The sequence below is a fragment of the Leptolyngbya sp. PCC 6406 genome (assembly GCF_000332095.2).
Taxonomy (GTDB): Bacteria; Cyanobacteriota; Cyanobacteriia; order Phormidesmidales; family Phormidesmidaceae; genus PCC-6406.
Map to the genome: position 1 here is coordinate 4,057,642 of NZ_KI913949.1, position 13,087 is coordinate 4,070,728.

At 53.8% G+C, this 13,087-nt stretch carries 8 protein-coding genes and 1 pseudogene; 5 read left to right on the top strand and 4 right to left on the bottom strand.

The genetic code is table 11. The features are described 5' to 3' along the window. Nucleotides 1-8: 8 nt before the first annotated feature. Nucleotides 9-1,601 (bottom strand): Hsp70 family protein, encoded by a 1,593-nt coding sequence (locus LEP6406_RS0217975; RefSeq protein WP_008311142.1) that lies wholly within the window; start codon nucleotides 1,599-1,601, stop codon nucleotides 9-11. A 65-nt stretch (nucleotides 1,602-1,666) separates the two neighbouring features. Continuing rightward, the gene (locus LEP6406_RS0217980; protein ID WP_202807538.1) at nucleotides 1,667-2,992 is read right to left on the bottom strand and encodes an AAA-like domain-containing protein; all 1,326 of its coding nucleotides are present in this window, start codon (nucleotides 2,990-2,992) and stop codon (nucleotides 1,667-1,669) included. 1,373 nt (nucleotides 2,993-4,365) lie between these two features. On the opposite strand from LEP6406_RS0217980, the gene LEP6406_RS28735 reads away from it, so the two are divergent. Both LEP6406_RS28735 and LEP6406_RS0217990 read left to right on the top strand, forming a co-directional pair. Continuing rightward, nucleotides 4,366-6,939 (top strand): GAF domain-containing hybrid sensor histidine kinase/response regulator, encoded by a 2,574-nt coding sequence (locus LEP6406_RS28735; RefSeq protein ID WP_008311147.1) that lies wholly within the window; start codon nucleotides 4,366-4,368, stop codon nucleotides 6,937-6,939. A 6-nt stretch (nucleotides 6,940-6,945) separates the two neighbouring features. After that, nucleotides 6,946-8,763, top strand: a complete 1,818-nt coding sequence (locus tag LEP6406_RS0217990; RefSeq protein ID WP_008311149.1) for a putative bifunctional diguanylate cyclase/phosphodiesterase — start codon at nucleotides 6,946-6,948, stop codon at nucleotides 8,761-8,763. A 533-nt stretch (nucleotides 8,764-9,296) separates the two neighbouring features. Here LEP6406_RS0217990 and LEP6406_RS0217995 read toward each other — a convergent pair. After that, nucleotides 9,297-9,761: a phosphate-starvation-inducible PsiE family protein gene (locus LEP6406_RS0217995; protein ID WP_008311155.1), complete on the bottom strand. Its 465-nt coding sequence runs from the start codon at nucleotides 9,759-9,761 to the stop codon at nucleotides 9,297-9,299. Nucleotides 9,762-10,124: 363 nt separating this feature from the next. On the opposite strand from LEP6406_RS0217995, the gene LEP6406_RS0218000 reads away from it, so the two are divergent. Together LEP6406_RS0218000 and LEP6406_RS0218005 are read left to right on the top strand one after the other, a co-directional pair. Continuing rightward, nucleotides 10,125-10,817, top strand: a complete 693-nt coding sequence (locus LEP6406_RS0218000) for a response regulator (RefSeq protein WP_008311157.1) — start codon at nucleotides 10,125-10,127, stop codon at nucleotides 10,815-10,817. Between the two features lie 10 nt (nucleotides 10,818-10,827). Then, nucleotides 10,828-11,685, top strand: coding sequence for a CHASE2 domain-containing protein (locus LEP6406_RS0218005; RefSeq protein WP_008311159.1), 858 nt, complete (start codon nucleotides 10,828-10,830; stop codon nucleotides 11,683-11,685). On the opposite strand, the gene LEP6406_RS0218010 is transcribed toward LEP6406_RS0218005, so the two are convergent. Continuing rightward, a protein-coding gene (locus LEP6406_RS0218010) for an IS1/IS1595 family N-terminal zinc-binding domain-containing protein (protein ID WP_155834715.1) occupies nucleotides 11,653-12,649 on the bottom strand; the annotation gives its coding sequence in 2 pieces (ribosomal slippage) (nucleotides 11,653-12,285 and nucleotides 12,287-12,649; 996 coding nt in all). The two genes, LEP6406_RS0218005 and LEP6406_RS0218010, sit on opposite strands and share 33 nt — an antisense overlap. 65 nt (nucleotides 12,650-12,714) lie before the next feature. Here LEP6406_RS0218010 and LEP6406_RS35695 point away from each other — a divergent pair. After that, a pseudogene (locus tag LEP6406_RS35695) lies at nucleotides 12,715-12,903 on the top strand (PIN domain-containing protein); the annotation flags it as partial. Nucleotides 12,904-13,087 lie beyond the last annotated feature (184 nt).

A 13,087-nucleotide genomic window follows, 5' to 3' on the forward strand; every position in this document is an offset into this window, starting at 1 on the left:
TGGGTAGGCTAGCTGAGTTGGACGACAGGGCGATCCTGGAGGAGAGTTTCGCCGGTGAGGATGTCTTCGACAGTGATGCGCAGGGTGCGATCGCGATCGACCTGGAATAGGACGCGAATGCGATCGCTACCGGGAGCCCCGAGGGGAGCTAGGCGGGCAATGGTGCGGCTGCCGTCGCGATCATTTAGAGGCTGGACGGCGGCGGCGGCGGTTTTTCGCTGGCGGGTAATGAGGCGATCGCCCTCAAAAAATACCTCTGTCGCAATGCCCTCCCCCTCCTCTAGCTCACCGATGATCAGCTCAATGCTGGGTTGGCCCTCGGTGGAAGCCCCCAACACCAATTCTATTGGCTCCGCCATGGGATAGGGTTGCCCCGAGGGAATGATGGGGTGCCAGCCGTGGCGGTTTTCCCGGCGATTCCAATAGCGGACGCCGTAGCTGTGGTAGAGAAAATCCTTGAGGTCCAGACCCCGTTGTAATTGCAGGGCTCCCTCGGCGACGGCGGTGAAGGGGCGATCGCTGCGGATTTTGTTCTGGGGGAAATAGCCCTGGAGCCAGGTTTGCACCGCTGGAATTTGGGCGGTGCCTCCCACCACCAGCACCGCGTCCACATCGGCAGCGGTGATACCCTGGCGACGGGCCTGCTGGAGCAGTTGCTCCATGCGGCTGTCTAGGCGCTGGAAGAATCCCTGGTCCTTCAAAAGGATCTCGAAGTGCGATCGCGTCAGGGCCAGTTCCACACTGTCGAGGGTTTCATCATCAAAATAGGTAACGGTGGCCTGCTCTTGGCGAGAAAGCTGGATTTTCAAACGCTCCACCAATTGCAGCGTCAGCGGGGTCGTATCGAGCCCCTGGGTCTGACGAAAGTGATCTGCCAACCAGTTATCAATGTCAGCGCCCCCCAGATTGTCGCCAGTTTTGGCCAAGACGCGGGCGGTTTGAGGCTTTTGGGCTGAGGTTTCCGCCAGGGACTTTTGGCCCCATTTCAAAATGAAGCCCAGGGGTTGCCCCTGGGGAGCCGCCGCCAGTTGTACCAAGGACAGATCTAGGGTGCCACCGCCAAAATCCAACACCAGCAGGGTTTCTCCATCCCGCAGGCCGTAGCCCAAAGCCGCCGCCGTGGGCTCATCTAGCATTCGCACCTGCTCTACCCCCAGACTCTGGCATACCCCTCCTAGCCAGTGACGATAGGCTTCAAAACTATCTACAGGCACCGTAAACACCAGATCCGTGACCTCGGTCTGGGTCTGGAGTCCCCGCACTACCTCCGTTACAAACCACTGGCCGATCTGCTCGAAATTCAGGCTCCGCCCATCCAACTCCGGCAGAAATCCTTGAATTGGCGTACCGATCCCCCGTTTGAAGTTGCGAAAGAAGCGGCGATCGCGGGTTTGATCTAAGCCGCGATCGCGCACGGTTTGCCCCGCCTGGACGGTATCCGCTGCCGCATCTTCTATATAGATCAGCGACGGAATCAGCGGTGGGTTATCGGCAATTTGCTGCACTAGGGCGGGCAGAAAAAGGATCTCCGGCTGCTGGGTAGCGGCATTCCAGCGGGTAACGACGGTGTTGCTGGTGCCAAAGTCGATGGCAAAGGTCATCCGAGTTTCAGTACGGGACTAGAGGTAGCATAGCGGAGTGCACCCCCTATTCCCTCTAGGGCAAACTACCTGTCGCCGCACAGGGCTGCAAAATACTGGCGATAGAGGTTGCAGCCCGGTAAAGCCCGCTGGCCCTCAAAGGTAATCAACCCTACCTCCTCTAGCTTGAAGGCAATGTGGGGATCAAGCGTAACGCCGCAGTCCTGCTCCACTACCTGGGCAATCGCCTCCAACAGGGTCGGATCTCGTTGAAGATAGCTGAGCTGCTGCCGCAGATGGCTGCTAAAAATACCCTTATGCGCGATCGCGCACAAGGGCAATTCCGCCAGAGAGATGTGTTTCTGGCTGAGGTGATACAGGGCCAGTTGGGTCAAATAGGGATGCCCCCCCAATAGATCATAGAGTTGTTGGGCCACCGTAACTGGGGGGACCAGTCCATAGCGCTGGACTAATTCTTGCACCTGGGTCAGGGTAAAGGCGTCTAAATCCACCATCAACCCCACATCAAAGGGCGACTGGCCCAAGTTAAAGGGCGACAGTATCAAGGTGGCATGAACCACCATCAACCGCAGGTGGGCAAATTGTTGTGAATGTACGCCGTAGTGACCCCGCTCGTACCAGGTCCGCAGCAAACCGAGGAAATCCATGGCAACGGCAGGATAGCGAAAGATTTCATCAAGATCATCGATCGCTAACAGTAAGGGAGCCTCGGCAGCGGGAAGCAGATAGGTTTCAAAATATTCAGAACAGCTATAGTTGCCCCCAAACATACCGTCCCAGCGGCTGTCCATAGCGGCGGGTAGTCCCAGCCCCCGCGCCACCATGGCACAAAACCAGCGCAAAAAGCGATCCGTACTTTGAAAAACCTGCTGGTCTGCCCCCCGCAAGCTGACCACCACCGTCCGCAAGCCCTGATTCTGTACCCGGTTGAGCACTTGGGCCATGAGGGAAGTTTTGCCGTATTGGTAAGGCCCTTTGATCCGCACTAGGGCTCCGGGTTTCATCACCTCATCGCTACAGAGTCGCTCGATGGGAGGACGATAGATATAGAAGGGAGAGTCTATGGTTAATTGGCCTTTGAGGGGACCGAGTTGCAAACTGGCCAGACTGGTGGGGCAGCACTCCACCTCTTGCCCCAGGCAGTCTTCTGGTTCTAAAACCAGGCCAAAGGCTTGAAAATAGTCTTCTACGGTGGGGGTATCCACTGACTTTTGACGACGACGGACCTTGGTCAAGGTATTGGGACTGAGGCCCGTCATTTCTGCCAGTTGATCGAGGGTATAGGGCTTGCCACTATTGTCTCGCATATAGGACAAGTACTCCGCTGACTGGAGACGCTGCCATCCTTGGACGCTGAGGATTACGCCTCGTTTGCGTTTAGGTGTCTGCATAGGTTTCTGAGAGTGCATCCGTACTCCCTAACCGTTAAGTTAGGTCCAGCAAGGGGATGTTGCGTTCCGCCTCAGTACAATCAGCGCCATTACTTAGTCCCCAGGAAACTATCTCTGTTCCCTTAGGTCTGACGAATCAATGTTACCAATCTTACTCAGGCTATATCTACTGATTGAGCTGAACCTTGGCGGGGTCGGGCTCTGATCAGCCCATGCCAACGAGCGTTTGATTGTGCCCCTATCGCCTTAACCCTAAGCTTGGCGGATCCAGTTTTTAGGCTCTAGCTGGTATCCCCCTGGGTCAGAAGTATTCCCACGATAAAACCATATTTTGGATATTCCATGCCTCATCCTAGGGTAGACGGACAACTCATATATGAAGGATATCCACAGGGGTAATGCATGTATCGGGGGATGGATTTATTGTTTCTGAGAGACAATTCTGTTTTATGAGAATATCCAGGGGCGGGCTCCATCTGACTCGCTGCCTGGATCGTAAAGATATGGGGCTTTGGTTCCCTTTATCTGCTGGCATCCTGCTCTAGCCTCCGAAACTTGGTTCTTAGAGCAGCATAAAGCAATGTAAATTCGATAAACTTCTCACTTTCCCTGCTTTTTGGAAGTTGAGGCTGAAAACCCTAAAATTCAGCGATTAACTTTTGAAGTTGAGTGGACAAATCCAGTTTGTTAACTTAACGTTACAATAGATGGTGGCAGGTGTAGAGATCCTCTTGTAGGTCTCCTCTTTGTGAAAGGTGTAACGCCTGCTCTAGAGACTACGGTCCCTAGGGTTCCCCAATGACGATAGAAGTGAGGCCACTGATGTCACCATCTCCTGTGTCCCCATCCCTCTGTGTCCCGTCCCGTCTTTGCTGACGGTAGATCTAAGTCGGTCTAAGTTGTTTCATCTCTCAGTAGTTTTCCCTAGGCCCCAGTTTGTTAACTCCCGTCAGTGGGGCTAGCGGCGTTGACCCAGGCACCAAGGATAGAAATGACATCACGACTGCTGGAATCGCAGATCGGATCGTATTCAGCCCGAAGGCGGGCTAATCATACATACAGATCTGTCCTAAAACAGATCTGTTTTAGGACAGATCTGTTTCAAAACAGAGGCTGAACCCTAGAAAGGGAAGGGTTTGTGTGACTTTCTGGGGTCTCTATGTGCTGGCAAGAAAATTTATAAAGTTTTAAGATTTGAGGGCGGTTTGCCCTGTCGGTCGATGGGGACAGGGAAATTAAAGATGCTGCGATGGCCCTTTGGGCCGGTCCCTGACCATGGCAACATCTTTGCTAGGGGATTCTGCCAGGTCGATGGGTGCAACAAGAACAATTGCTACGGATGCTGTCCACCGACAGAATGGTTGAGTTTGACAATGGGCAACGGGATTTTTGGCGCATCTCATTTGATTCCTCAGGCTGCTAATAGCCTGGAGGGTATATTCCTGGTGATTCTCCATGGGGGCAGTGATCTGCTAGCTGCGATCGCAGCTTTTTCGATCCCCGTGATGCTGGTGCACTTTGTTAGACGGCGTCAAGACACGCCCTTTCGCAATCTGTTCCTGCTGTTTGGAGCCTTCATTGGCATCTGTGGCCTGGGTCATGGACTGAATCTCTGGACCATGTGGTTTCCCCAAGACTGGATGGTGGGCATCGTCAAGGGTCTCAGCGCCCTGATCTTTGCCATTACCGCCCTCAAGCTGCGGGCGTGGCTACCCCAGTTTCTGGCCCTGAAATCGCCCCAAGAACTCGAAACCCTCAATCGTCGATTGGTCACAGAGCAGGATGTATTGGAACAGCGGGTGCAGGAACGCACCGCTGCCCTAGCCGCCGCCAATGCCCATCTAGAACGGCTTGCCCTCCAAGCCCGCACCACCGCCTCCATCATTCAGCAGGTGCGACGCAGTCTGGACCTGAACGAAATTTTCACCGCTGCCACTGCCGAACTGCGGCGGGCACTGCTCTGTGACCGGGTGCTCGTGTATCGCTTTAATCCAGATTGGAGCGGCGCGATTGTGGCAGAAACCGTCGCTGAGGGTTGGGAGCCTTGCCTTGATCCCCAGGGCAATCTAACCGCTACGCCCTGGACCCAAACCACCTTCAAAAAGGACCGCTGTGCTGTCTGTCTCCAGGAAAATGGCGATAACCACCTCAGCACCCATTTCCAGGCTACCCAAGGGGTGTTCTATCAGGAGAATGTGGACTACCTCAGTGTCCCCGACATCTGCCAATCGGACTTCCACCCTCGCTATGTCCAGTTGATAGCGGCCCTGCAAGCACGGGCCTATCTGACGGTGCCTATTTATTCCGGTCAAACCCTCTGGGGGCTCTTGGCCAGCTACCAAAACGATGCCCCCCGCACCTGGGAGCCGGAAGAAATTCAGATGGTCGTGCAGGTGGGCAGCCAATTGGGGGTGGCAATTCAGCAGGGGGAACTCCTGCACCGCACCCGGCAACAGACAGCGGAACTACAACAGGCCAAGGAATCTGCTGATCAGGCCAACCGTGCCAAGGGGGATTTCATCACCAGTATGAGCCACGAGCTGCGGACCCCCCTGAATGCCATTCTGGGCTTCACCCAGTTAATGGGGCGGGATGACACCCTTTCCCCTCGACACCAGCGCTATGTGGATATTGTCAACACCAGCGGCGAGCATCTACTGGGGCTGATCAACAACATTTTGGAGATGTCCAAGATTGAGGCGGGTCGTCTGCAACGGTGCGACACGGACTTTGAGTTGGGGCCGTTTCTCGAAAACTTGCAGGCCATGCTGGGGTTGAGGGCACGGCAAAAGGGCCTGTCCTTTTATTTAGAGCAGGCGGTGCCCCTGCCGGAATGGATTTGTGCCGATCAGGGTAAGTTACGTCAGATTCTGTTAAACCTTCTGGGGAATGCCATCAAGTTCACCAGCAGCGGCCATGTCCGGTTGCGGGTACAGGCCGATTCCCCCCAGCCTTCGATAGAGGCGGGGGATGATCTCCACTACAGGCTCTATTTCGAGGTGGAGGATACGGGGCCGGGGCTGAGTAAGGCGGAACTTCAGGTTCTGTTTGAACCCTTTCAGCAGACTAAGACGGGGGTAAAGTCGGGCCAGGGCAGCGGTCTGGGGTTGTTCATTAGCCAGCGCTATGTGCAGTTGATGGGGGCAGATCTGGCGGTGGAGAGTACGGTGGGTCAGGGAACCACCTTTACTCTGGCGCTAGCGGTGACGGCGCGATCGCAGCCCCAGCGCTGTCGCAGCTACAACCGCTCTAGCCCCCTGCTGCAATTGACCTCGGGCCAAGAACCCTACCGGGTGCTAGTGGCGGAAGATAACCATACCAACCGTATTCTGTTGCGGGAATATCTGACTCCCCTGGGGTTTGAACTCCAGGAAGTGGAAAATGGCGCAGATGCGATCGCGCGCTGGCGCTGCTGGCGGCCCCACCTGATCTGGATGGATATGCGAATGCCGAAAATGGATGGCTACGAAGCCACCCGCCGCATCCGCGCCCTAGAGTGCGAACAGGACCTGGAACCAACAGTCATTCTGGCCCTCACCGCCACCGCCTTTGAAGAAAGTCGCGAAGCTATTTTGGCCGCTGGCTGCGACGACATGGTGCGAAAACCCTTTCTCGGGGATGACCTGTTAGCCACCATGGCCCGCTATCTCGGCAGCCCTAATTCCCCCGGTGCAGAAGGAATCCTCGCACGATCCACAGCGACCGCCCCCCTCACCCTCAATAGTTCTGCCCTGCAAACCATGCCTTCCGATTGGCTCTGGGATTTGCACCACGCCGCCAGTCAATGCAGCGATACCAAGGTTAAAGTTCTTGCCCAGGCTATGCCCACCGACCAAGCACCCCAAGCCCAGGCCCTCCTGCATTTGGCCTCTGTCTTTCAATTCGAGCGTATTTTGGCAGTGACCACACCGCTGTTATCGAGTCCTGAAGTTCCTGTAGGGGGTTAACACCAGATGGATCCTTATGCCAGCAATTATTTAGAGGCTCCGCATCCAGCCGACATTTTGATCGTGGATGACACCCTAGAAAACGTGGTGTTTCTTGCCGACGTGCTGGAATCCCAAGGCTATCTGGTGCGCAAGGCCCTGAGTGGCGAAATGGCTCTACGGGCGGTGGACACCGCCATCCCCGACTTGATTTTGTTGGACATCTGTATGCCAGATCTCGACGGCTACGAGGTTTGCCGACGCATCAAGGCTCAGGTTCAGGCGGCCCAGGTGCCGGTCATTTTCCTCAGCGCCCTCAGCGAGGCTGGGGACAAAGTCCAAGCCTTTGACGTGGGGGGGGTGGACTATATTACCAAGCCCTTTCAGGCAGCGGAGGTGCTGGCCCGCACCCGCAACCACCTGCTGCTGCGGTCGGCCCTACAAGTGGTGCAGGATCTCAATCACCAGCTAGAGGCCAAGGTGCGACAGCGCACCCAGCAGCTAGAACTGGCCAATGCCCAGCTTATGGAGTTGGCCTACCACGATGACCTCACCAAGTTGCCCAATCGGGCACTGTTGATGGAATGTCTAGCGCGATCGCTGGAATCCATGCAGACGGACCCTGATTACCAGTTTGCGCTGCTGTTTTTAGACTGCGATCGCTTCAAGCTTGTGAACGATTCCTTTGGCCATGCCGCTGGGGATGAACTCCTGATGGAAATTGCCCAGCGCCTCTCCAGTTGCCTAGGACCCAATGACACCCTAGCCCGTTTTGGGGGCGATGAATTTGTCGTGTTGCTCAACCAAGTCTCAGGGCAGCGGGCAGCTAATGCTATTGCCCAATCCCTGTTGGATGTCCTCACCCCCAGTTTTCACCTAGCCCAGGGAGAAATTTTCATCAGCGCCAGTGTTGGTGTTGTCCTCAGCAACGCCGCCCAACACTACCGCCCCGAGCACATGCTGCGGGATGCTGATACCGCTATGTACTGCGCCAAAGCCAACGGCAAGGCCCGTTTCTGCCTCTTTAATCCTGCCATGCAGCGGGCCAGTGCCGAAATTCTGCAAATTGAAACCGAGCTGCATCAAGCCCTCAATCGCCAAGAATTGTTGCCCTACTATCAGCCCATTGTCTATCTAGAGAACCAGCAGACCGTGGGGATGGAGGTGCTGTGCCGCTGGTGTCACCCAGAACGAGGCTTGCTCCTACCCCACACCTTTATTCCCGTTGCCGAAGAAACCCAATTGATTGTGGATTTGGGCAACTATCTGCTAGATGCCGCCTGCACCCAACTGAGTCAATGGCAACAGCTTGGGGTGGTGAATGACAGCTTTTACCTCAGCCTCAATATCTCTACCCGCCATCTTTCCCAGATCAACTTGCCTACTCAGTTGGGACAGTGTCTTGCCCGCCACCACCTTAAATCCCACCATCTCCGCCTCGAAATTACCGAGAGTGGTGTTCTAGACAACGAAATTGCCAGCAAGGTTATGAAACAGTTGGAATTCCAGAAAATTCGTCTCAGCGTCGATGATTTTGGCACCGGATATTCCTCCCTTAGCTATCTCCATCGACTCCCCGTCAGCACACTGAAAATTGATCGAGCCTTTGTCCAAGACATCAGTAAAAATACCCGTGACGCCAGTGTGGTAACGGCAATTTTAGGTATTGCTAAAGCGCTGCGATTAGAGGTGGTCGCTGAGGGCATTGAAACCCCAAGTCAACTGGAACAACTTCAGAGTATGGGATGTGATTTTGGTCAGGGATATCTCTTTGCTCGCCCCATGTCAGCCCCCACCGCCGAAGCATTTTTATCTCCTCAAAAACTTTGCGAAAGCACTGGCTAGCTTCATGGCTACGACACACAAGTTAATTAACTTTTGTTACAATATAGGAGTTGAGCGTGAATGGTTAACTTAAGGCTTAACAATTTTAACCCTTTTATAGAAACAGGGATTTGCTAAGTGAGTGCCGTATCTATTTCCTTTTTTAATCACCCCCTTTTTATCCTAAGGACGAATCCCCATGGCAGTACCTAACGTTATCCCAGAGTCCAAAGTTAACGTCTTTAAGTTCTACGATAACCATGCGGTCCATGAAGCAATCCTTTTTCAAGGCCGAATTCTAAGGCTGGCGGGTATTTTCCATAGCAACAAAAAAAGCGAAGCCTTTAATTTTGCCTATACCCTTTGTCAAGAATTCTTCACCCTCATTACGCCGAGTTCCTCGGTGTATCGGGTCTGGGTCGATATTCGCTGCCGCGATACCTTTAACCTTTCCTTTCCCTTGCCATCGGCCCCTACTACCGCCCAGGCAGCTTCCAATTCCACGAACCTGACATCCCCGACTCCGAATCAAGTGGTGTCCTTTGACCATGATGCTACTGTTGATGCACCTTATGCACAATCAAGTAACTCAGCGCTAGGGCAAATAAGGCACCTGCAAGCCCAAGTAGGCTAACCCCTGAGACTTTTTCTAAATCCAAAATAATTAGTTTTCGCCCTACCGCCGTGAGGGCAGTGGCCATCACCAGCTCTACCTGCACCACATGTTGCCGAATGTAGGCGGTGATATTTTCTAAAATTTCTAAGGCGATGAGCACACTTAGGAACATGCCGAAGATCTCGATCAGGGTGTTCTGGAGGAAACCGCCATTATCAATGGTCAACAACGAGCTGTAGAGTACAATTCCTAAATCCGCCACCGTTACCAGAATCACCCCCACCATCGCTAGGGAGAGCACCTTGGAAACAACTCCCTCCACTTGGCGTAGCCGCTTCAAAAATTGATCATCCTGCCAGTTGTGGACTACCCACTGGAAGGGACGCCTGCGCTGACGAACCATACTCCTTGTCCTCTAAGGTGCTGCTGAGAGCATACGGGATTTCCGGCCCTCTGCCGAGAGCTGTTTCAGACTCTTTTCGGGTTATGAAGTGGGCCGGGTTTGATCACAATCGCTACAGGTGGCGTGATCTCGGTTCCGTGTCCGAGTGGGTGCCGAGGACCAAGGCACAGTTTTTAGTACCAGGACTATAGTTTTCCCTATTGATCTGGCTTGGGGGCTTCAGCAGAATAGAACACTGTGACTTTAGAACACGGCTACATGCTGCGATGGCCCCTCCGGGCCGGTCCCTAACCATCGCGTTGTCCCCGCCGCACCTATGGTCAGTCAGTGGGCATTTATCCATTGTTGTAATCTACGGAACCCATGAGTTCGACGGCAAAATCCAGTGGCGAACACTGCACCATCTTGGTCGTTGAGGACCATCCCACTACCTTGGCTGGCATTCGCAGCATCCTCAACCGATTCTATGCCAGTGCCCAGGTCACCCATGCCAATACCTTCGATCAAGCGCTCGCTTCAATTCAAGCGCTTCAGCCAGATTTAGTGATTTTAGATCTGCAAATCCCCCGCCAAGATGGGGATCTGCCCACGACGGAAAAGGGCATTGAGGTGCTCAAAACCCTGATGCAGACCTATCCCCACCTCAATATTGCCGTCCATAGTTCCTATCTGGATGCCCTGGTCAGGATTCGCCCCGACATTGACAACCATCTCGGTGGCTTCACCGTCACAGACAAGGGCCGCTCCACCCAGGAAACCTTTGAACGGTTTGACTGTGCCCTCAAGGGTTACACCCACACTCGCGATATTCGCGGGATGCAGGCAGGACTAGAACTGAAGCCAGAGTGGTTGACGACGTTGGATTTAGCCTGTTGCTCGGGGTTTCAAGACCGTGCGATCGCACAAAAACTCCATGTCTCTGAAGGGATGGTGCGGAACTACTGGAGCAAAATTTACGATGTTCTCAGCGTCTATCCAGAGGACGAGCGAGAAGTAGGCAAAAATCTGCGCGTAATTACCTGCATCAAGGCCCGAGAAAAGGGTCTGATTGCCTAGGATAATAGCTATGATTTCAAACCAGAGTCACCTCCGACAGCTCAAAACACTCCTGAGACGTTCTCTGAAGTGGCGGGTGGGGTTTGGCATCATTTCCTTGGTCATGTTCACTCGTGCCGTGGGCTTATTTTCTAATCTAGAACTGTTGGCTATTGATACCTTTTTTGTCTATAGAGCCGAGGAACGTCCAGATCCCTACATTACGATCATTGGCCTAGATACAGATTATTTGCAGGGGCAGGAAACCGTATCTGACACCCAACTAATTGAACTCATTCAAACCCTCTATACCCATCAACCAGCGGTGGTGGGATTAAACCTAACGCGGGAAGCACTGCCCAGTAAAGATCGCCAGACCCTATTGACACTATTTGCAGATCATTCCACCCTCATTAGTGTGGAGAAGATTTTACCACCGAACCCTACATTTCCTTTGGAAGGGTTGCCGGAGAAGACTGCCAAGGCTCAAATCGGCTTCAATGATCAATCCATCGATAGGGATGGTAGGTTACGGCGGATGTTCCTGGGTCTTGAGGATTCCAATAGGCAGTTCAAAAAGTCCTTTTCCCTGACTATTTGTGAAGTCTACCTATCTACCCAGGGCTATGAGCTGGTGAATGGCCATATTGATCAGGATGCAATGCGCTTTGAAAGACCCCTGAAAGGGCGACAAATGCGCCAGAGGCCCGTAGGTGTAGAAATTCCTAGATTGATCCCCAGTTCTGGTGGCTATACCCGAGAATTGGGGATTCAAGGGGTGCAAACCCTAGTAAACTTTCGGGCCGGAACCCGCCCCTTTGAGGTGATTAATGCTTCTGACTTGGGCACTATCCTATTAAAGAGTGAGAGCCTCAAATCCCCTGGATAATAGGATTTCAGAGAGTTTCAAGGGGCGCTGAATGAATCCCATGGCCATGGCAGGCGTCGTCCGTTTCTCCAAACTCCAATGGGGCCGCACCCAGTTGTGCATCAGACGCTGGACATTCAAAGCTCGCTGCAAGCCCTCCACCTGCTTGGCATAGTGATTCTGCCGCCTGCGATAGGCTGTTGCCCGTCGCCTCAAGGCACTGTTGAAGGCTTCCAGGTGATTGGCGTGGACCTCGCTGAGGGCACTGAGGGCCGTCCAAGGATGCTCAACTTTGAGCCACTCTACCCTGGGTTCACCTTGAGAGCCTTTGATCTTGATGGCCACCTCTAACCCCTCCCGCCACACCTTGCGATAGGGATAGGCATCGCTGCTGAGGTGGCTCGGTAGATAGACGCTGGCCAGTTTCCACAATTCCTTGCCATAGCGACGTTCACCGTCGGTAAACCAGCGAATCCAAAGGCTGGGTTCTGCCCATTGCCACGCCCGTTGCACCCCTTCCTCAAACAACTGAGCCTGCTTGAGTCCAGCGCTGGCTTCTAGCCAGTAGCGACTCTCTCGCTCAATGAAGCTAATAGTCCATCCCTCGGAGGCTTCGGGGGGGAAGGTTCTCACCGACGCGGGTGTAGAGTTCATCGCCTTCTATCGTGACCTCTCCGCCCTCTGGGGCAGGGGGTGACCAGGCGGGCAGATGAGACGATAACCGTTCTTCCCAGGGGGTAATACTGCTGGGAGATGTCCCCACCACCCTGGCAGCAGCTCTGATGCCGAGTCCTTCGTGGCGGGCATTGAGGGCCATCTCTACGGTGGTGACTGGGGTGCGCAGGCGGGCCATGGGGGTGCCGCTGCGTTCATTGAAGCGACGACCACAGGTTTTACAGAGGTATTGTTGAAGGACTTGACCCGTCTTGAGGGGTTTGGTGCCATTCTTGACGATGGCCTCACTCTGACAATGGATACAGTTCATTGGACTTAAAGGCTTGCTGTATCTACAGTCTAGCTCTCACTCCCTAAGATGACAGTGCCTGTAGAGCAGTGCCATTGGGCAGAGAAACAGCAACAATATATGCCCAAACGCGGTTAGCGTTGAAGCGCAAAGGGCGACCAATTCCAATGAATGATGTGTGGATTGCTGCTCAATGCCTAGAACATGGTTGGGTTTTAGTGAGTGATGACACTGATTTCGATTATGTGGATGGATTGATATTGGAGCATTGGTAGCAAAGTTAAGGATGTGTCTATGCCAGCCAGCTAACAATCCCGCTATTGAAGCCATCCATGTAAACAATGCTGCGCTTAGCCAAAGTTTCTCGCCTTTCCAAATCCAAAGCCAAAGCCTATCCTCTGCAAGTTGACAGACTTTGGATTTTTTAAACTTAGAGGTAGCCGTATAGGCTCTGCCTAG

Excerpts from the sequence above, each read along its gene's own strand:
- LEP6406_RS0217975 (WP_008311142.1), bottom strand. The coding sequence starts at position 1,601 with ATGACCTTTGCCATCGACTTTGGCACCAGCAACACCGTCGTTACCCGC.
- LEP6406_RS0217980 (WP_202807538.1), bottom strand. The coding sequence starts at position 2,992 with ATGCAGACACCTAAACGCAAACGAGGCGTAATCCTCAGCGTCCAAGGA.
- LEP6406_RS28735 (WP_008311147.1), top strand. The coding sequence starts at position 4,366 with ATGGGCAACGGGATTTTTGGCGCATCTCATTTGATTCCTCAGGCTGCT.
- LEP6406_RS0217990 (WP_008311149.1), top strand. The coding sequence starts at position 6,946 with ATGGATCCTTATGCCAGCAATTATTTAGAGGCTCCGCATCCAGCCGAC.
- LEP6406_RS0217995 (WP_008311155.1), bottom strand. The coding sequence starts at position 9,761 with ATGGTTCGTCAGCGCAGGCGTCCCTTCCAGTGGGTAGTCCACAACTGG.
- LEP6406_RS0218000 (WP_008311157.1), top strand. The coding sequence starts at position 10,125 with ATGAGTTCGACGGCAAAATCCAGTGGCGAACACTGCACCATCTTGGTC.
- LEP6406_RS0218005 (WP_008311159.1), top strand. The coding sequence starts at position 10,828 with ATGATTTCAAACCAGAGTCACCTCCGACAGCTCAAAACACTCCTGAGA.